The organism is Marinactinospora thermotolerans DSM 45154 (assembly GCF_900167435.1).
Taxonomy (GTDB): Bacteria; Actinomycetota; Actinomycetes; order Streptosporangiales; family Streptosporangiaceae; genus Marinactinospora; species Marinactinospora thermotolerans.
Genome location: NZ_FUWS01000005.1, coordinates 281,891 through 300,819, shown reverse-complemented (window position 1 = coordinate 300,819; position 18,929 = coordinate 281,891). Strand labels below are relative to the sequence as shown.

Genomic DNA, 18,929 nt, shown 5'->3' with positions numbered 1-18,929 from the left:
CTGTGACGGCCTCGGCATCGGTCACCCCAGGTGGCGCGAACGCGGCGTACCCGCCAGAGGGCGAGGACGCCGCGCTCTCGCGTTGGCAACGCCTCGCCGGACTGCTGAGCCGGTGCTACCTGGCGGCCCAGCGGGCCGCGCGTGCCCTGGTGAGCGGGGTCCACACCCGCTGGCGGCGGTCCCTGCAACTCCGGGTGGTCACCACCACCCTGGCGATCTCCGGGCTGGTCACCGCGGTTCTCGGCTTCTTCCTCATGCAGCAGGTCCAGGCGGGCCTGCTCGACGCCAAGCAGGACGCCGCCCTGCACGACCATCGCGCGGGGCTCACCTACGCCCTCAGCGTGCTCCAGGACAGCGCCGAGTCCGACCGCGACCGGCAGCTCGACCGGATCACCGAGGACCTGGGCGCGCGCAGCGGTTCCACCGGCCTCTACGAGGTCATCATCCTTCCCTCGGTCGGCGGCATGACCGGCCGCGCCAGCGGCGACGTCTCCGAGGCGAGCGTGCCCGAGCGGATGCGCGAGGAGGTCCGCAACAGCACCGAGCTGGAGAAGCAGTTCTACGGCTACACCGAGATCATCCGGGGCAACGGCACCGAGCCCGGGCTCGTCGTCGGCTCACAGCTGTCCAGCGCCTTCGAGCTGTACTACCTCTTCCCGCTCGACCACGAGCAGGAGATGCTCGACCTCGTGCAGGGGACGCTGCTGCTCGTCGTCTCGGCGCTCATCCTGCTCCTCGCCGCCATCGCCTACGTGGTCACCCGCCAGGTGGTCATCCCGGTACGCCAGGCGGCGAGTTCGGCGGAGCGGCTGTCCTCGGGCGACCTCACCGAGCGGATGAAGGTCCAGGGCGAGGACGACCTCGCCCGGTTGGCGGTGTCGTTCAACGACATGGCCGGCAACCTCCAGGAGAAGATCCTCGAACTCGAGGAGCTCTCCCAGGTCCAGCGCCAGTTCGTCTCCGACGTCTCCCACGAGCTGCGTACCCCGCTGACCACGATCCGCATGGCCGGCGACCTGCTGTACGACGACCGCGACGAACTCGATCCGACCATGCGCAGGTCGGTGGAGCTGTTGCAGAGTCAGCTCGAACGCTTCGAGGAGCTGCTCGCCGACCTGCTGGAGATCAGCCGGCACGACGCCGGGGCGGCGACGCTGGCCGTCGAGGCCGGCGACATCCGCGACGCCGTCCTGCGGGCGGTGGGCGACGCCGAACAGCTCGCGGAGCGCCGCGGGATCAAGGTGGTGCTGCGCCTGCCGGCCGAGCCGTGTGTCGCGGAGTTCGACGTGCGCCGCATCAACCGGATCCTGCGCAACCTCATCGTCAACGCCATCGAGCACAGCGAGGGCAAGGACGTCATCGTCACCGCCGCGGGCGACCGCGACGCGGTCGCCGTCGCGGTACGCGACTTCGGGGTCGGCCTGAAGGAGGGCGAGGAGCACCTGTGCTTCGACCGCTTCTGGCGCGCCGACCCGGCCCGCGCCCGCACCACCGGGGGCACCGGTCTGGGACTGTCCATCGCCAAGGAGGACGCGCTGCTGCACGGGGGGTGGCTCCAGGCGTGGGGGATGCCGGGCAAGGGGGCCCAGTTCCGGTTGTCGCTGCCGCGCAAGGCCGGCGCGGAACTGCGCGGTTCGCCCCTGCCCCTGGCTCCGCCGGAGATGGCCATCGGCCGCGGGCGCGTGTTGCCGGCGGCGCAGACCGAACTCGACTCCTCGTGGTCGGGGGGACTGGGGGATACGCCGTGACGGGACGGACGATGCGCCTGGGGGCCGCCGCCGGGGCCGCCTGCCTGGCCGCCGCGCTCTCCGGGTGCGCCACCGTGCCCACCAGTGGGCCGATCGTCGAGGGCGCGGGGCGGGGCAACGCCGCCGGACAGGACGGCACCTACGTGCGCCAGATCCCCGCCGGGCCGCAGCGCGGCGTCGACGAGGCCGCGCTGGTCAAGGGCTTCCTCAAGGACATGGGCAGCGTCGAGGACGACTACCGCGCGCCCCGGATGTACATGACGCCGGAGAAGCAGGCGACATGGCGGCCGGACGGGACCGTGCTCGTCTACGGCGAGATCGACGCGGTCGGCCTCGACGTGGCGACCGCCGAGGGCGGGGAGACCGCGACGGTGCGCATGCGCACCGAGCAGGTCGCCACCATCGAGGCGAGCGGCCAGTACGTTCCGGCCACATCCGGCCAGGTCATCGACGTCACCTTCGATTTGGTGAAGGTCGAGGGCGAGTGGCGTATCGCCGAGCTGCCGCAGGAGCTCGTGCTCAGCCGCCGCGACGTCGACCGGGTCTACCGTCCCCTCAACCTCTACTTCTTCAACCGCGACATGGGCACGCTGGTGCCCGATCCGGTCCTCCTCCCGGTGCAGTCCACCACCGACCTGCCCGACCAGCTCTCCCGCCTGTTGGCCCGCATGCTGGTCAGTGGGCCGACGGAGTGGCTGCAGCCGGCCGTGCGCTCCGCCTTCCCGCCCGGCACCAACGCCGCGGTCGCCTACGACACCGGTCACCTCACCGTGGAGCTGACCACCGGCGAGTCCGAGTACATCGGTTCCGAGCAGCGTGTCGGTATGGCGGCCCAGCTCGTCTGGACGCTCAAACAGCTCCCCGAGGTCCAGGAGCTGACGCTGCGCCTCGACGGGGAGGAGATCGAGGTTCCGGGCTCGCAGGACGAGGGCCTGCAGATCGGCGGCGACTACTGGAACTCCGTCAACCCCTCGGGGGTGAACGGGGCGCTGCGCTCCTACTTCGTCCGTGACGGCCAACTGTGGTCGCTGGACTCCTCCCAGCAGGAGGCCCGGGTCGAGGGAGCCGCGGGCGTGGGCGGCACCCCGCTGGAGCAGCACGCCGTGTCGTTGGACGAGCGATGGGTCGCCGGCATCACGGCCGGGCACCACAGGGTGGTGACCACCGAGATGGTCGACGGCTCCGAGTACGCCATTGTCCTCGACGGCGGCGACTACACGGCCCTGTCGTGGGACGGCTACGGCAACCTGTGGGCGGTCGAGGACATCTCCTCCGGTGGCGACGTCGCCGAACGCGCCGACGCCGAGGACGTCGACGACGACACCGAGCCCGGCGACACGCCCAGGACGGAGCCGTCCCCACGGGAACCCAAGAGCCCGGGGACCCGTCTGTGGATGCTGCCCGGTGGGTCCGACCCCGTGCAGGTGAACGCGCCCGAGCTGGCCGGACGCACGGTGACCCAGTTGCGCGCCTCGCGCGACGGCACCCGCGTCGCGGTCCTCGTGGGCGAGGGTGACGGCACTCGGCTCCTCGTCGGCCGGGTGGTCCACGCCGACGGCGGCGTCGCGCTGGAACACCTCATCCCCCTGGCCATGGATCTCGACCACGTCTCCGACATCGCCTGGCGCGGTGCCGACCAGCTCGCGGTGCTCGGCCGCAAGGAGCGCGGAGCGCTCCAGGCCTACCTGGTCTCGCTCGACGGCAGTACCGAGTCCACCAGCGCCGGTGCCGCGGCGGGGTCGGACATGAAGACGATCGCCGCCGCGCCCGGGCAGCCCCTGCTGGCGGGGGTCGAGGACGACTACCTGTCCATGACCAACGACCGCTTGATGTGGCAGCGCGTCACCGACGGGGCCAATCCGGTCTATCCCGGCTGAGCTTGTCCACAGGCCGTGGATCGCGCTGGCGGGGACGTTTCGCCGGCGGTCAGGCTGGGAGGCATGACAGACGTGTCGTTCCTCCCCGCCGGCGGCCTGGCCGCCCTTGTCGACCTGGTCCTGCCGCGACGGTGCGCGGGCTGCCGCGTCCCCGGCACGCGGCTGTGCCCGTCCTGCTCCGGTGTGCTGCGACGTCCACCCCGCCCCTGCCGCCCGCGCCCCCGCTGCCCGCTGGTGTGGTCCTGCGGGTTCTACTCCGGTCCCCACCGCGACCTCCTGCTCGCGTTCAAGAACGGGGGACGCAGGTCCCTCGCCGGACCCCTGGGGGACACGCTGGCCCGGGCGGTCGCCGAGGCCGCGCGCGGTCACGGCCGTGTCCTCCTGGTGCCCGTTCCCTCCCGTGGCTCCGCTCTGCGCCACAGGGGGTATGACCCCGTTCGGCTGCTGGCCGGAGCGGCCGCGGCCGGGACCGGCCGCCATCCGCCGCGGATCCGGGTCGTCGCCGGCCTGCACCATGTCCGCCGCGTCGCCGATCAGGTCGGGCTCACCGCCACCCAGCGCGGGGCCAACCTGGCGGGCGCACTTGCGGTCCGGCCGAACGCGATGCCCCTCCTGCGCGGCGCTCCCGTCCTCATCGTGGACGATGTGCTCACCACCGGGGCCACCATCGCCGAGGCCGCGCGGGCGCTCCGCGCCGCGCGCTGCACCGTGCAGGGGGCCGTTGTGCTGTGCGAACGGGGGTAGTCTCGGTAGGGCCGGAGGTGGCCCCTGAAACTCGGATCGTCAGGAACTCTTTACCCGACGATCCGGTTCCTTCCTCTTTCGGCGTCTGTAGGGAACATCGAGCCCGGGAAAAGTAGATTCAGGACCAACAGCACCTGACATCTGGCTGTTCACGGGCTAGCGTTCCAGACATGGCACCCGTCCGGGTCCGTGGTTGCGCCGTAGCCGGCGTCCTCCGAGTGGGGACGTCGATTCGGCAAGCCGATGCCAGCCGCAGGCGAAACGGCCCACGTAAGGCGACTTTTCGTCGACCGATCACGGTGCGGCTTAGAGGTAAGCCCTGCCTCGCCGGAGGTCCCGATGTCCTCCGGGTCAGGGAGAAGGGCAGTAGTGGCACACAAGCGCCGCGAGACCCTCAGCAGGCGGATGTGGGGACGAAGACCAGGTCGGCCGGACGGGTGACATATTTCTTCCACGTATCGTGCCCCGGGTCGGTCCCTCCCGACTCCCTCCTCTCCCGCGACGCCGTTGTGGCGCGCGTTCTCTCCCGGGCCCGACGATCGTTCCCGTTTCCGGTGAGTTCCAGCGATCTCCCGGGTATACGGCTCCCACTGGAGCCGTCATGGGACGGCGTGGACCCAGGAAGGAGGTCCCTCGGGCCTGCGACCACGACGCGGGCACACGATACGAAGCCGGGCTATCAGCCGGTAGCCAAGCGACGAAGGGGGTCTTGTGGACATCATCGTCAAGGGTCGGCGCACAGGGGTCAGTGACAAGTTCCGACAGCACGTCGAGAACAAGCTGAACAGGCTCTCCAAGTGGGAGCACAAGGGGATGAGCGTCGATGTGGAGGTGTCCAAGGAGCGCAACCCGAAACTGGCGGACCAGCGCGAGCGGGTTGAGCTGACCATCCACTCCAGTGGTCCGGTGGTCCGCGGCGAGGCCGCGGCAGACGACCGCTATTCGGCGCTCGATCTGGCTCTCGACCGGATCGAATCGCGGCTGCGCAAGGCAGCCGACCGTCGCAAGGTGCACAAGGGCGGACGTACGCCCGTCTCGGTGGCCGCGGCGACCGCCTCCCTCGGCGACGCCCAGGCCGCGCCCCTGGGGGCCGTCGCGACGCCACCCGCTCCCACAGCCCCGATGGACGACGAGGAGATCGACGGCGCCGCCGTCGACGAGGCGTTCGCCGACGAGGTCGTCGAGCTCGACACCCAGGGGGACGCGCCGGTGATCGTTCGCGAGAAGTTCCACTACGCGAAACCCATGACCATCGACCAGGCCCTCATGGAGATGGAGCTGGTCGGCCACGATTTCTACCTGTTCCGCGACGAGGAGCGTGACGCTCCCAGCGTGGTCTACCGCCGGAAGGGCTTCAACTACGGGGTACTGCGCCTCATGGAGTAGGGCGGAGCCCGGCCGAACGACGGCGTGCCGTGTCCGGTTCTCCGGGCACGGCACGCCCGCGGGGACGGGGGCGTCCGCTCTCGTCGGCCGCGGCTCTTCGCAGGAGGATGCCGGATCGGCGGGTTCGAGGTCGCGCCGGGCCCCACCCCGGCGCGGGGGAGAAGGGCCGCCCGGTCGCGAACGGGAGTTCCCACCCGTCGCGCGCCCGCGGGACCCCTCCGTCGACCAGGCCGGACCGGTCGACGGTCGGGGAACGTCGGCTACTTGCCCTGCTTGATCCGGTGCAGGGGCGTCGAGTGCGGTTCCTCGGGCTCATAGCGAGGCTCGTCGAGCACCACGTCGGTGAAGATGTCGGTGACCAGGCACAGCACGCCGCCGACCACCATCAGCGCCACCCCGATCCCCAGCAGCCACCACGCGGGGCCGAGCGTCAGCGACACCGCGATCAACACGAAGGCGACGAGGATGACGGCGACCGCGATCCAGGACCGTCCCCGGCCCCGGTGGCTGTTGGTCGGGGCGAAGGCGCCGCCCTCGGCCTGTGAGCCTCTGATGAAACGAGTGTCGCGGGTGTTCTCGGCCATCGGCGCACCTCCGGTATAGCCCCTGGCTCGTCCACAACCTTCACATTCGGCCATAACCCAGGCGCGAACTGGCTAAACGCCGTGAACTCAATGTCGATCCCGTCGCGATACCCGCTCAGCGTCATCAAGGCAATAGGCTCACCTACGATGGAACGCTGGGGGTAAAGGATCCGTCCCGCCTCCGGATGCGGGTCACGATCTGTGAGGAGCGCATAGGAAGTGCCAGGCATACTCGACAAGGTCCTGCGCGCGGGCGAAGGAAAGGTCCTGCGCAAGCTGAAGAAGCTCAAGGACCAGATCAACTCGATCGAGGATGACTTCGTCGATCTGAGCGACGCCGAACTTCGCGAACTCACCGACGAGTACAAGCAGCGCCACCAGGACGGTGAATCCCTCGACGACCTGCTCCCGGAGGCCTTCGCCACCGTCCGGGAGGCGGCCAAACGCACTCTGGGACAGCGTCACTTCGACGTCCAGCTCATGGGCGGCGCGGCACTGCACCTCGGCAACATCGCCGAGATGAAGACCGGTGAGGGCAAGACCCTCACCGCGACACTCGCGGTCTACCTCAACGCCCTCGCCGGCAAGGGCGTCCACGTCGTCACGGTCAACGACTACCTGGCCCGCCGTGACGCCGAGAACATGGGACGCATCTACCAGTTCCTCGGGCTCGAGGTCGGCGTCATCGTCCCCGACATGTCCTCCGAAGACCGCCGCAAGGCCTACGCCGCCGACATCACCTACGGCACCAACAACGAGTTCGGCTTCGACTACCTGCGCGACAACATGGCCCTGTCCATCAAGGACTGCGTGCAGCGCGGGCACTACTTCGCCATCGTCGACGAGGTCGACTCCATCCTCATCGACGAGGCGCGCACGCCGCTGATCATCAGCGGTCCGGCCGAGCAGAACTCCCGCTGGTACGCCGAGTTCGCCAAGATCGCGCCGCGGCTGCGTCGTGACGTCGACTACGAGGTCGACGAGAAGAAGCGCACCGTCGGCATCACCGAGTCGGGCGTGGAGAAGGTCGAGGACTGGCTCGGCATCGAGAACCTCTACGAGTCCGTCAACACCCCTCTGATCAGCTTCCTCAACAACTCCCTCAAGGCCAAGGAGCTCTACCGGCGCGACAAGGAGTACATCGTCAAGGACGGCGAGGTGCTCATCGTCGACGAGTTCACCGGACGTGTCCTGCGCGGCCGCCGCTACAACGAGGGCATGCACCAGGCCATCGAGGCCAAGGAGAAGGTGCGGATCAAGGACGAGAACCAGACCCTCGCCAAGGTCACGCTCCAGAACTACTTCCGCCTCTATGAGAAGCTGGCCGGCATGACCGGTACCGCCTCCACCGAGGCGGCCGAGTTCAACCAGACCTACAACATCGGCGTGGTCCCGATCCCCACGAACAAGCCGATGGTCCGCGTGGACGAGCGCGACGTCGTCTACAAGACCGAGGAGGCGAAGTTCGCCGCGGTCGTCGACGACATCGCCGAGCGCTACGAGGTGGGCCAGCCCGTCCTGGTCGGTACGACCAGCGTCGAGAAGTCCGAGCTGCTGTCGAGGATGCTCAAGCAGCGTGGTATCGCCCACGAGGTCCTCAACGCGAAGAACCACGCGCGTGAGGCCGCGATCGTGGCGCGGGCCGGCAAGCTGAAGGCGGTCACGGTCGCCACCAACATGGCGGGCCGCGGCACCGACATCATGCTCGGCGGCAACCCCGACTTCATCGCCGACGAGGAGCTCCAGGCGCGCGGCCTGTCCCCGCTGGAGACCCCCGAGGAGTACGAGGCGGCCTGGCCCGAGGCGCTGGAGAAGGCCCGGCAGGAGGTCGAGAGCGAACACGAGGCGGTCGTCGAGGCCGGTGGTCTCTACGTGCTGGGCACCGAGCGCCACGAGTCCCGCCGCATCGACAACCAGCTGCGTGGCCGTTCCGGCCGTCAGGGCGACCCCGGCAAGTCGCGGTTCTACCTGTCCCTGCGTGACGACCTGATGCGGCTGTTCAACAGCGCCCGGGTCGAGATCATCATGGAGCGGCTGAACATCCCCGACGACCAGCCCATCGAGTCGGGTGTCGTCAGCAAGGCCATCCAGTCCGCGCAGGGCCAGGTCGAGCAGCAGAACTTCGAGATCCGCAAGAACGTCTTGAAGTACGACGAGGTCCTCAACCGCCAGCGCAAGGTGGTCTACGCCGAGCGTCGCAAGGTCCTCGAGGGCGCCGACCTGCGTGAGCAGGTCCAGTCGATGATCGACGACGTCCTGGAGTCCTACGTCCGGATCGCCACGGCCGAGGGCGAGCCCGATGACTGGGATCTCGACAAGCTGTGGAAGGCGTTCAAGCAGGTCTACCCGATCGGCTTCACCGTTGACGAGCTGATCGAGGAGAACGGCGGCGAGGTCAGCGCGCTGACCCCCGACCTCATCCTGCACCGGGTGCAGGAGGACGCCCACGAGGCCTACGAGCGCCGCGAACAGGAGCTCGGGACCGAGGCCATGCGCGAGGTCGAGCGCCGCGTCATCCTCCAGGTCATGGACCGCAAGTGGCGTGAGCACCTGTACGAGATGGACTACCTCCAGGAGGGCATCGGCCTGCGCGCCATGGCCCAGCGCAACCCGCTGATCGAGTTCCAGCGGGAGGGCTACGACATGTTCCAGGAGATGCTGGAGGGCATCAAGGAGGAGTCGGTCGGCTTCCTGTTCAACCTCGAGGTCCAGGTGCGCAACCGCCCCGAGGTGCAGGTCACCCCCGCCAGCGCCGCCGCGGTGGCCACCGCGGGCGCCGCCGTCGTCACCAAGGAGGAGGAGGCGCCGGCCGCCGAGGAGGCGCAGCGTCCGGCCGAACCCGAGGAGACGCCGGTCGCGGCGGCCGCGACGGACACGGACGAGGCGGCCGAGGCGGCCCCGGAGAAGGGCGAGGAGGAGGCGGCTCCCGAGGTCGTCGTCCCGGGCTTCGGCGCCGACCGTCCCAGCCAGCTGCGCTACACCGCGCCGAGCGAGGGGGGCGGTGTCGAGGAGCACAGCGAGTCCACCGGTGACTCCTACGCCGGTACCTCGCGCAACGCTCCTTGCCCCTGCGGTTCGGGCAAGAAGTTCAAGAAGTGCCACGGCGATCCCAAGAACAGGGTCTGAGCGCGGCACGCACGACGGGGGCGCCTCGGGACCGTCAGGTCCCGGGGCGCCCCCGTCGTCTCTTCGCCCGTCTTCCCTCCGGCCCGCTTCCGTGGGGGCCTGCCGGACGGCCGTGGGCGCAGGCTCCCCGGCCGCGCGTGAGGCGTTGACGAGGATGTGCCGATAGGGGCGCCGCTCGGCCGAACCGGTCCGCACCGTCCGGTGCCCGATGCCCGACGTGGCGGAGAGGAGCGCCCCGGTGACGGTTGGGGCGCCCACCGTGGGCGGTCAGGCACCGCGCCGAGGGGCCAGAGAGGGGACCCCGGCTGCGCGCCGCCGCGCTTCTGACCCCGGGTGTCCCGGGCGCCTTGGAAGCCGTCCTGGCCGATGTGGCGGCCGAGCGCTATGCCCAGCGGTGTCTGTGGGGTGTTCGGCATGGTCTGGAGGGCAGTGCTGGTGCCGTCGCTCCGGTGCTGGCTACCATGCGCGGTCCTCGGCCGGGACCCCACCACCTGGGCGGGTCTGCTCGCCGAGGAGACGGCGGAGGCGCTCGCCGAACGCGATCCGCGTGCTGCGCGCCGAGCTTGTCCAGGTCGCCGCCGTCGCGGTGCGGTGGGTTCAGTCCCTGGACTCTCGAACGGGCTGCCGCCCGGCGGGATGATCCGTCGAGGGAGGCACGCGGTGCCCGGTGCGCCGGGATTTCCGGTCTCGCGCGGGGGACCGGGAAAGCGGACGGGGCCCGGCCGGATCGGCCGGGCCCCGTGCCATGGGCAGGAGGCTAGGGTGTGTCGGTCTTCGTCTCCTTCGTGTCGCCGCCCGTCTCGGACGGGACGTCGGCCGTGACCTTCTCCTGCTCCGGCTCCCGGCCCGGTGTGGGCAGGTTCAGCTTGGTGATCGCGAAGTAGAAGACCACGTAGTAGAGGGCGAAGTACACCAGGCCGAGGAGCAGGATCAGTCCCAGCCCCGTGGTGTTGTCCTTGGTCGCGTTGAGCAGCAGGTCGATCAGGCCGGCGGAGAACCCGAACCCCAGGTGCGCGTCCAGGGCGTTGAGTACCGCCATCGAGATGCCGGTCAGCACGATGTGGAGCACGAACAGCACGGGCGCGATGAAGATGAACGCGTACTCGATCGGTTCGGTGATGCCGGTGACGAAGGCGGTCAGCGCGGCCGAGATCATGATGCCGCCGACCGCGGCGCGCTGGCCGGGGCGCGCGGCCCGCCACATCGCCAGCGCGGCGGCGGGAAGGCCGAACATCAGCACGGGGAAGAAGCCGGACAGGAAGCCGCCCGCGGTGGGGTCGCCGGCCAGGTAGCGGTTGATCTCGCCGTGCACGACCCCGTCGGGGCCCTCGAAGGAGCCGAACACGAACCAGACGACGGAGTTGACGATGTGGTGCAGGCCGAACGGCAGGAGCAGGCGGTTGACCATGCCGTAGACACCGGCCCCGACAGCCCCGGAACCGATGATCCACTCGCCCAGCCCGTTGATCCAGCCGCCGATGGTCGGCCACAGGAACCCGAACACGACACCCAGGAGCAGGGCGGTCACCGCGGTGATGATCGGGACGAAGCGCCGGCCACCGAAGAAGCCGAGCCAGGTCGGCAGTTTGATCCGGTAGAAGCGCTGCCACAGCAACGCGGCGACGATGCCGATGAGGATGCCGCCGAGCACGTCGGTGGGGTTCTTGGCACCCCAGTTCACCGCGGTCGTCCCGTCGGCGAGTTCCAGGGTGACGCGGGCGCCGATCTCGCCGCCGGCGTTGAAGAACATCAGCTTGGTGACCCGGTCGAAGACCAGGTAGCCGACGAGGGCCGCCAGGGCGGTGGAGCCGTCGGCCTTCTTCGCGAACCCGATCGCGACGCCGATCGCGAACAGCAGGGGCATGCTCTCGAACAGGGCGTTACCCGCCTGGCCGATGACCTCGGAGGTGCTCTCCAGCCCTGGGATGGCGCCGAGCAGGTCGGGCTGCCCCAGCCGGAGCAGGATCGCCGCTGCCGGCAACACCGCGATCGGCATCATCAGGCTGCGGCCGATCCGTTGCAGGATCGCCAGCGCACTCGACGTCTTCTTCGTCTTCTCCGGAGCGGCGGAGGACCCGCCGGCCGCGGTGGATGAGGAGCTCACCGCTGTGCCTCCCGTGTAGGTGCCGTTGAGCCGTGGCTCGAAAACGGGGTGGATGGGTGCAGGGTCCCCGGGACGGGGACTAGGCGGATCCGCTGCGGCGCGGGTCCAGCGTGGAGTGGAGCTGGTAGCGATCGGCCCGGTAGGTCGAGATCGCCAGCTCCACGCAGCGGCCGTTGGCGAAGCTACGCCGCTGCATGAGAAGGACGGCGCTGCCCGGAGGCAGGCCGAGGAGCCGGGCGTCGGTCGGATCGCAGATCCCCGCCTCGATGGTCTGCTCACCGGAGTCGAGCAGGATCCCGTACTCCTCCTCCAGGAGCTGGTAGAGGGAGCGGCCGGCGAGCGACCGCTCGTCCAGGCCGGGGACGAGGGAGAGCGGGATGTTGGAGCGTTCCAGCGCCATGGGCTCGCCGTCGGCGGTGCGCAGACGCTCGATGTGGTGGATGGGCGATCCGGGTTCGATGTCCAGCATGCGGGCCAGGTGTCCGCTGGCCGGGTCGATCCGGCGGGCGAGGTCCTGGGAGTCGGGGGTGAAGCCCCGCGCGCGCATGTCCTCGGTGAAGGAGGTCAGGGCGAGGGACATCTCGATCTTGGGGCGCGCGACGAAGGTCCCCTTGCCGGGGACGCGGTAGAGCTTGCCCTCGGCGACGAGGTGGTCGATGGTCTGGCGCACGGTCATGCGGGACAGGCCGTAGAGGGCGCCGAGTTCACGTTCCGAGGGGATGGCGTCGTCCACTCCGAGCCCGGTCTCCTCGATCCAGTCGAGCAGGATCTCGCGAAGCTGTGAGTACTTCGGGATGGGGCTGGTGGGGTCGATCGCCATGCTGGTGCCTGTTCGGTTGCGTAACGGTCGGATATGGTGCGTACTGGTATAGGCCGGACTAGACCACAGTAAACAATGCTGTGTCAATAATTGGTGTCGGCACACCGTTTAACACTTTGACAACGCGGTGTCCCCCCTGCTCGGGGCGGATACGGCCTCCGGCCGAGCAGAGGCGAGCGATGGGAAGAGACCTGATGACAACGACGACCAGCGTCATGCGTTCGGAGATCGCGCAACAGCCCGAGGCGGTGCGTCGGACCCTTGACGCCCTCCTGCCCCTGACGGGAGAGATCGCCGCGCTCGCCCAGCAGACCAGGCAGGTCCTGTTCATCGCGCGTGGCTCCTCCGACAACGCCGCGGTCTACGGCGGCTACCTGATCCAGGCGCACGGAGGGCGTCTGGCGACACTGGCCTCCCCCTCCATCGCCACCACCTACCGCGCGAAGATGGACCTGTCCGGGGTTCTCGCCGTGGCGATCTCGCAGTCGGGCCGTACCGAGGAGATCGTCGACACGATGCGCTGGGCCGCCGACTGCGGCGCCCGGACCATCGGCATCACCAACGGCGCCGGCTCGCCGATGACCGAGATCGCCGACGTCTCCCTGCTCACCCGGGCCGGTGACGAGGTCGCCGTCCCGGCGACCAAGACCTACACCACCCAGCTCGCCGCGCTCGCCGTGCTCGCCCTGGGACTGGGCGCCGACCTCGACGCGGGAGAGCTGCGCGCGGTCCCCGACGAGATCGAGGCGACGCTGGAGGCCTCCGAGGACGCCCTCGACGAGATCGTCGAACGCCTGGTGGGGGTCCAGGGCGCCGTCGTCTCCGGGCGGGGCATGGCCTTCTCCACCGCGTTGGAGGCCGCCCTCAAGCTCAAGGAGGCGTGCTACCTGCACGCGATGGGTCTGTCCTACGCGGACCTGTTGCACGGTCCCATCGCGGTCGTCGACGCCGACACCCCCGCGCTGCTCGTCGCCGCGAACAACGGCCCCACCCTCCCGGGCACCGTCGCCCTCGCCCAGCGGGTCGTCTCCGCGGGTGCCCCCGCCTATGGCATCGGCGGCGGCGCCGCGCTCGCCGGGGCCTGCGACCTGGCCGTCCCAGGACCCGACCTGCCGGAATGGCTGGCGCCGATCGGTCTGATCGTCCCCGCCCAGCTCATCACCGAGAAGCTGGCGCGCAGGCTCGGCTATGACCCCGACGCGCCGCGGGGCCTGGGCAAGGTCACCCAGACCTCGTAGCGAGGCCCGTGGTGAGTGGACCTAAGCTCTGCTCACATCCATCGGTTCCGGCGCGGGCCCGGCCCGCGCCCCCGAAGCAGGAGGAGACACATGGCCGACAAGGCAGCGGCGATCGTCGCAGGGCTCGGCGGTGCGGACAACATCAAGGAGATCGAGGCCTGCATCACCCGCCTGCGCACCGAGGTCGCCGACCCGGGCAAGGTCGATGAGGCCGCGCTGAAGGCGACGGGCGCGCACGGCGTGCTCGTGTCCGGCAACGTGGTCCAGGTCGTCGTCGGCCCCGAGGCCGACACGCTCACCGACGACATCAACGACCTGCTCGACTGACCCGCCGACGACGTGGGCGCGGCCCCGGGGCCGCGCCCGTTCAAGGAGGTAGTCCATGCTCTCCGTGCTGTCGCCCGTTTCGGGCACCGCCGTGGGACTGTCCGAGGTACCCGATCCCGTCTTCGCCCAGGGCATGGTCGGCCCAGGCACCGCGATCCTGCCCCGAAACGGGCGGCAGGAGGCGGTCGCGCCGATCGCCGGCAGGGTGGCCAAGCTGCACGCGCACGCCTTCGTCGTCGTGGGCGAGGGTGGTCGGGGGGTCCTCGTCCACCTCGGCATCGACACGGTGAAGCTCAACGGCGAGGGCTTCGAAAGGCTCGTCGACGAGGGCGCCGACGTCGAGGCCGGACAGCCGCTGATCCGCTGGGACCCGGCGGAGGTCGCGGCCAAGGGGATGGCCACGGTCGTCCCGGTGGTCGCGTTGGACGCCGGTCACGATGTGATCTCCCGCGCGGTCGCGGGGGAAGTCGAGAAGGGGAGCCAACTGTTCCAGTGGGCGTGAACGAAACCCTCATCAACGCAGACCTGCCCCGCGCCGCACTGTTCGACCTCGACGGAACGCTGATCAACAGCGAGCCGCGCAGCGTCGCCGTCTGGGCCAAACTCCTCGACGCCCACAACGTCGACTACGACGAGACGACACTGCGCCGTTTCATGGGCCGGCGCGGCAAGGACGTCCTCTCCGAATACCCCGACCTGCTGCCCGGCGTCACGCTGGACGTGCTCATCGACGAGTTGCAGATCTACGGCAGCGCCCCGGACCTCCCCCCGGTGGAGCACCTGCCCGAATCGGTCTCCTTCCTGCGCCGCCTGCACGCCGAGGGGGTGCCCTTCGCCCTGGTCACCTCGGCCGGCCGGGAATGGGCCGAGACCGCCCTCACCCAGCTGGGGGTGCGCGAGTTGTTCAAGGGGCTGGTGACGGCGGGCGACGTCACCGAGGGAAAGCCCGACCCGCAGGGATACCTGCGAGGCGCCGAGATCCTCGGTTACGCGCCCGAGCACATCGTGGTCTTCGAGGACACCCCGGCCGGCATCCAGGCCGGCAGGCGCGCCGGCATGCGGGTCGTCGCCATCACGACGACCCACGCCAGGGAGCTGCTGGACGGCGCGGACCGCATCGTCGACCACCTGACCGAGGTCGACTGGCCTCGGCTCACCCCGTAATTCCGATAGCCGAAGAAGAGGTGGAATCGTGGCAGAGCGCCGCGTGAAGGTCGAATCCGAGGTCGGGTTGCACGCTCGGCCGGCCGCGCTGTTCGTCGGGGCCGCGGCGAAGGCCGGCGGGGACGTGACGGTCGCCAAGGGGGACGGCTCCCCCGTCTCGGCCAAGAGCATCCTCGCGGTGATGAGCCTGGACGTCCGCCACGGCGACGAGATCGTCATCAACGCCGAGAGCGAGGAGCTGCTGGACGAGCTCGCCGCGATCGCGAACGCGGGCTAGGGGGAGACGATGGCCGACACGTTGAGCGGCGTCGGCGTCAGCCCCGGGGTCGGCGCGGGACCCGCGCTGCGCCTGGTGCGGGCGGTTCCCGAGCCGCCGAGCGGCGAACGCCACGACGGCGACGTCGCCGCGGAGGCGGCCCGCGCCGCGGACGCGCTGGAACGGACCGCCGAGGAGCTCGCCGAGCGCGGCGCGCGGGCCGGGGGCGAGGCCGAGGAGGTGCTGTCCGCCCAGGCGCTGATGGCGCGCGATCCCGCGCTCGCCGATGACGTGCGGCGGCGCGTGGAGGAGGGCACGTCGGCGGCACGGGCCGTGTTCGACGCCTTCACGGTCTACCGCGACATGCTCGCGGCTGCGGGAGGGTATCTCGCGGCCCGGGTCGCCGACCTCGACGACGTGCGCGACCGCGCCGTGGCCCGGTTGCTCGGCGTCCCGGTCCCGGGCGTCCCCGAGTCGGCCGAGCCCTTCGTCCTGGTGGCCGACGACCTGGCGCCGGCGGACACGGCCACGCTGGACCCCGGACGGGTGCTGGCGCTGGTGACCGCCGAGGGCGGGCCCACCAGCCACACCGCGATCCTCGCGCGTGCGCTGGGGCTGCCGGCCGTGGTGGCCTGTCCGGGGGCGCGTGCCGTGACCGACGGCACCACGCTGCTGGTCGACGGCGCCGGTGGAACGGTCACCGTCGATCCCGCGCCGGAACTGGTCGAGCGTTCCCGGGAGCGGGCCGCCGCGCGGGCCGCGGCCGTCGCGGCGAGCGTGGGCCCCGGGCGGACCGCCGATGGGCATCCCGTTCCCCTCCTCGCCAACATCGGCGGCCCCAAGGACGTGCCGGCGGCGCTGGAGAACGGGGCCGAGGGGGTCGGGCTGTATCGCACCGAGTTCCTCTTCCTGGACCGGGCGGACGCCCCCGGGCACGAGGAGCAGGTGGCCGCCTACCGCGCCGTGCTGGAGGCGTTCCCGGGCGCGAAGGTCGTCGTGCGCACCCTCGACGCGGGGGCCGACAAGCCGCTGGCCTTCCTGCCGCCGAGCGCGGGAGAGCCCAATCCGGCGCTGGGGGAGCGGGGCGTGCGCATGATGCGGCTGTTCCCCGAGGTGCTGGAGACGCAGCTCGCCGCGCTCGCGGAGGCGGCCCGGGACACCGCGGCCGAACTCCGGGTCATGGCCCCGATGGTGACCGACGAGGCCGACGCGGCGTGGTTCGCCGAGGCGGCGGCCAAGGCCGGCATCGAGGGGGCGGGGGTCATGATCGAGGTGCCCGCCGCCGCGATACGCGCCGCGCACATCGCCGCGACGGCGGGGTTCTTCAGCGTCGGGACCAACGATCTGACCCAGTACACCTGCGCGGCCGATCGCGAGGTCGGCGCGCTCGGCAGATTCCAGGACCCCTGGCAGCCGGCGGTGCTGGACCTGGTGGCGATGGCGGCGCAGGCGGCCGACGCCGCGGGACGCGAGTGCGGGGTGTGCGGCGAGGCCGCCGCCGATCCCGTCCTGGCCTGTGTCCTCACCGGCCTGGGGGTGACCTCGTTGTCGATGGGGGCCGGCGCGCTGCCCGCGGTGCGTGCGGCGCTCTCCCGGGTCACCCTCCAGGAGTGCCGGGCCGCGGCTTCGGCCGCGCGCGCGGCCCGGGACGCGGAGGGCGCGGGCCGGGCGGCCCGGGACCATCTGCCGGGCCTGGCCGAGCTGGGGTTTTAGGGCCGAAGGCGGACGTGTGGGGCGGTGGGCCGGGTACGGCCCACCGCCCCACGGCTTATGGTGGGGACTCAGCGTGAATATCCCATTCCGCACTTTCCCAGCATCCTGTCCGGAAGATCCACATGGCCCTTCGACGTCTCCTCGCGCTGGTCGGCGCGGGTCTCCTGCTGTCCTCGACCGCCTGTGGCGGCGCCTCGGAAGAGGGGGGAGGGGACGACGGATCGAGCTCACGGGGGTCCACGGCACCCTCCCCGGACACCGCGGCCAGGGCCGCCGAACTGCTCGCCGACATGAGCCTGGAGGAGAAGGTCGGCCAGCTGTTCGTGGCCACCGTCAGCGGAACACAGGCGCAGGACAACGCCGATCTGATCGAGACCTACCACCCCGGGGGGCTCATCTACTTCCCCGAGAACCTGTCCGACCCCGAACAGGTCGCCACCCTGTCCAACGGTCTTCAGGACCTCGCCGCCGACAGCGGTGCCGGCATCCCCTTGTTCCTGGGGATCGACCAGGAGCAGGGCATGGTGGCCCGGCTGCCGTTCGGCGCGCGCTTCCCCGACGCGATGGCGATCGGGGCCACCCGGGACCCGCAGGCCGCGGCCACGCTCGCCGGCACCACCGCCGCCGAGCTGTCCGCGCTCGGGATCAACCTCGACTACGCACCGGTCGCCGACGTCAACGTCAACGCGGCCAACCCGGTCATCGGCGTCCGCTCCTTCGGTTCCGACCCCGAGCTGGTGGCGACCATGGTGCCCGCGCAGGCCGAGGCGTTCGAGGAGGCCGGGGTGGTCCCCGTCGTCAAACACTTCCCCGGCCACGGCGACACCGACGTGGACAGCCACACCGGCCTGCCCGTGGTGGACAAGACCCGCGAGGAGTGGGAGCGGGTGGACCTGCCGCCGTTCCGCCAGGCGGTCGAGGCCGGTGTCGACATGATCATGACCGCCCACGTGGTGATGCCGGCCATCGACGGATCCGGTGAGCCCTCCACCCTGTCCCCGGAGGTCATCGACGGGGTCCTGCGCGGTGAGCTGGGCTACGACGGGGTCGTCACCACCGACGCCCTCAACATGGAGGGGGTGCGCCAGACCCACGACGACGGCGAGATCGCCGTCCGCGCGGTGCTGGCCGGCGCCGACCAGCTCCTCATGCCGCCGGACCTCGCCACCGCCCACGCCGCGGTGCTGGCCGCGGTCGAGGAGGGCAGGATCGACCGGGAACGGCTGGACGCGTCGGTGCGGCGGGTCCTGGAGCTCAAGCTGGAGCGCGGCCTGTTCGACGCCGCCCCCGCCGATCCGGACCACGCGCGCGACACGGTCGGGTCGGCGGAGCACCGGCGGGCCGCCCAGGAGGTGGCGGACCGCTCGGTCACCCTGCTGCGCAACGAGGGTGACGTGCTGCCCCTGGCCGAAGGGGCCCGGGTGCACGTGACCGGGGCCGGGGCCCAGGAGATCTCGGCGGCGCTGGAGGAACTCGGCCGTACGGTGACGGGGTCCGCCGGGGAGGCCGACGTCGTCGTGGTCGGCACCCAGGGCGCCCGTGGCGACGCCGAGCAGCAGGCCATGGTGGAATCGGCGGGCTCCTCGGACACCCCCGTGGTGGTGGTCGCCCAGGGGACCCCCTACGACATCGTCGCCATCGCCGAGCCGGACGGTTACCTTGCCACCTACTCCTCGGTGGAGGTCTCCCGGACGGCCGCCGCCCGGGTGCTGACCGGAGAGGTGAACCCCTCGGGACGGCTGCCCGTGGACATCCCGGGCACCGACCTCGGCCTCGGGGACGGCCTGACGTACTGAGCCGCGACCGCGGGCCGCGCCCCTGCGCGGCCCGCGGTCACCACGC

15 protein-coding genes are annotated in these 18,929 nt (G+C 70.9%); 12 read left to right on the top strand and 3 right to left on the bottom strand.

Annotated elements, in window-relative coordinates; translation table 11 throughout:
- Positions 1-2 precede the first annotated feature (2 nt).
- The 4 genes from mtrB (at position 3) to hpf (ending at position 5,755) form a co-directional block, all read left to right on the top strand.
- Entirely contained in the window at positions 3-1,748 is a 1,746-nt protein-coding gene (mtrB, locus tag B5D66_RS11060) for an MtrAB system histidine kinase MtrB (protein WP_078761599.1), read from the top strand.
- Positions 1,745-3,625 carry an LpqB family beta-propeller domain-containing protein gene (locus B5D66_RS11055; RefSeq protein WP_078761598.1) on the top strand — a complete coding sequence of 627 codons (1,881 nt, stop codon included), beginning with the start codon at positions 1,745-1,747 and terminating at the stop codon, positions 3,623-3,625. Before mtrB ends, B5D66_RS11055 begins: the two co-directional genes overlap by 4 nt.
- Positions 3,626-3,688: 63 nt before the next feature.
- On the top strand, positions 3,689-4,369 hold the full coding sequence (locus B5D66_RS11050; protein ID WP_078761597.1) for a ComF family protein: 681 nt from the start codon (positions 3,689-3,691) through the stop codon (positions 4,367-4,369).
- 711 nt (positions 4,370-5,080) lie between these two features.
- Positions 5,081-5,755: a ribosome hibernation-promoting factor, HPF/YfiA family gene (gene hpf / locus B5D66_RS11045; protein WP_078761596.1), complete on the top strand. Its 675-nt coding sequence runs from the start codon at positions 5,081-5,083 to the stop codon at positions 5,753-5,755.
- Between the two features lie 260 nt (positions 5,756-6,015).
- Here hpf and B5D66_RS11040 read toward each other — a convergent pair whose 3' ends face one another.
- Positions 6,016-6,339, bottom strand: coding sequence for a hypothetical protein (locus tag B5D66_RS11040; RefSeq protein WP_078761595.1), 324 nt, complete (start codon positions 6,337-6,339; stop codon positions 6,016-6,018).
- 219 nt (positions 6,340-6,558) lie between these two features.
- On the opposite strand from B5D66_RS11040, the gene secA reads away from it, so the two are divergent.
- Complete coding sequence (gene secA, locus B5D66_RS11035) at positions 6,559-9,465, top strand: preprotein translocase subunit SecA (RefSeq protein ID WP_078761594.1); 2,907 nt, start codon at positions 6,559-6,561, stop codon at positions 9,463-9,465.
- Between the two features lie 757 nt (positions 9,466-10,222).
- On the opposite strand, the gene B5D66_RS11030 is transcribed toward secA, so the two are convergent.
- Together B5D66_RS11030 and B5D66_RS11025 are read right to left on the bottom strand one after the other, a co-directional pair.
- Complete coding sequence (locus tag B5D66_RS11030) at positions 10,223-11,569, bottom strand: PTS transporter subunit EIIC (protein ID WP_235000921.1); 1,347 nt, start codon at positions 11,567-11,569, stop codon at positions 10,223-10,225.
- Positions 11,570-11,648: 79 nt separating this feature from the next.
- Positions 11,649-12,389, bottom strand: coding sequence for a GntR family transcriptional regulator (locus tag B5D66_RS11025; RefSeq protein WP_078761593.1), 741 nt, complete (start codon positions 12,387-12,389; stop codon positions 11,649-11,651).
- Positions 12,390-12,583: 194 nt separating this feature from the next.
- On the opposite strand from B5D66_RS11025, the gene B5D66_RS11020 reads away from it, so the two are divergent.
- The 7 genes from B5D66_RS11020 (at position 12,584) to B5D66_RS10990 (ending at position 18,883) form a co-directional block, all read left to right on the top strand.
- Positions 12,584-13,627, top strand: coding sequence for an SIS domain-containing protein (locus B5D66_RS11020; RefSeq protein ID WP_078761592.1), 1,044 nt, complete (start codon positions 12,584-12,586; stop codon positions 13,625-13,627).
- A gap of 90 nt (positions 13,628-13,717) precedes the next feature.
- Positions 13,718-13,954 (top strand): PTS sugar transporter subunit IIB, encoded by a 237-nt coding sequence (locus B5D66_RS11015; protein WP_078761591.1) that lies wholly within the window; start codon positions 13,718-13,720, stop codon positions 13,952-13,954.
- 55 nt (positions 13,955-14,009) lie between these two features.
- On the top strand, positions 14,010-14,456 hold the full coding sequence (locus B5D66_RS11010; RefSeq protein ID WP_078761590.1) for a PTS sugar transporter subunit IIA: 447 nt from the start codon (positions 14,010-14,012) through the stop codon (positions 14,454-14,456).
- On the top strand, positions 14,453-15,118 hold the full coding sequence (locus B5D66_RS11005; RefSeq protein ID WP_235000920.1) for an HAD family hydrolase: 666 nt from the start codon (positions 14,453-14,455) through the stop codon (positions 15,116-15,118). The genes B5D66_RS11010 and B5D66_RS11005 overlap by 4 nt, the downstream gene beginning before the upstream one ends.
- A 28-nt stretch (positions 15,119-15,146) precedes the next feature.
- A complete protein-coding gene (locus B5D66_RS11000; protein ID WP_078761588.1) occupies positions 15,147-15,395 on the top strand; it encodes an HPr family phosphocarrier protein in 249 nt (82 codons plus the stop codon).
- A gap of 9 nt (positions 15,396-15,404) precedes the next feature.
- Positions 15,405-17,087, top strand: a complete 1,683-nt coding sequence (ptsP, locus tag B5D66_RS10995) for a phosphoenolpyruvate--protein phosphotransferase (RefSeq protein WP_078761587.1) — start codon at positions 15,405-15,407, stop codon at positions 17,085-17,087.
- Between the two features lie 122 nt (positions 17,088-17,209).
- A complete protein-coding gene (locus B5D66_RS10990; protein ID WP_078761586.1) occupies positions 17,210-18,883 on the top strand; it encodes a glycoside hydrolase family 3 protein in 1,674 nt (557 codons plus the stop codon).
- The last annotated feature ends 46 nt before the right edge of the window (positions 18,884-18,929 follow it).

Bases quoted from the DNA above. Each gene is read 5' to 3' on its own strand.
- B5D66_RS11050 (WP_078761597.1), top strand. From the start codon at position 3,689: ATGACAGACGTGTCGTTCCTCCCCGCCGGCGGCCTGGCCGCCCTTGTC.
- B5D66_RS11015 (WP_078761591.1), top strand. From the start codon at position 13,718: ATGGCCGACAAGGCAGCGGCGATCGTCGCAGGGCTCGGCGGTGCGGAC.
- B5D66_RS11020 (WP_078761592.1), top strand. From the start codon at position 12,584: ATGACAACGACGACCAGCGTCATGCGTTCGGAGATCGCGCAACAGCCC.
- ptsP (WP_078761587.1), top strand. From the start codon at position 15,405: ATGGCCGACACGTTGAGCGGCGTCGGCGTCAGCCCCGGGGTCGGCGCG.
- B5D66_RS11040 (WP_078761595.1), bottom strand. From the start codon at position 6,339: ATGGCCGAGAACACCCGCGACACTCGTTTCATCAGAGGCTCACAGGCC.
- B5D66_RS11010 (WP_078761590.1), top strand. From the start codon at position 14,010: ATGCTCTCCGTGCTGTCGCCCGTTTCGGGCACCGCCGTGGGACTGTCC.
- B5D66_RS11025 (WP_078761593.1), bottom strand. From the start codon at position 12,389: ATGGCGATCGACCCCACCAGCCCCATCCCGAAGTACTCACAGCTTCGC.
- B5D66_RS10990 (WP_078761586.1), top strand. From the start codon at position 17,210: ATGGCCCTTCGACGTCTCCTCGCGCTGGTCGGCGCGGGTCTCCTGCTG.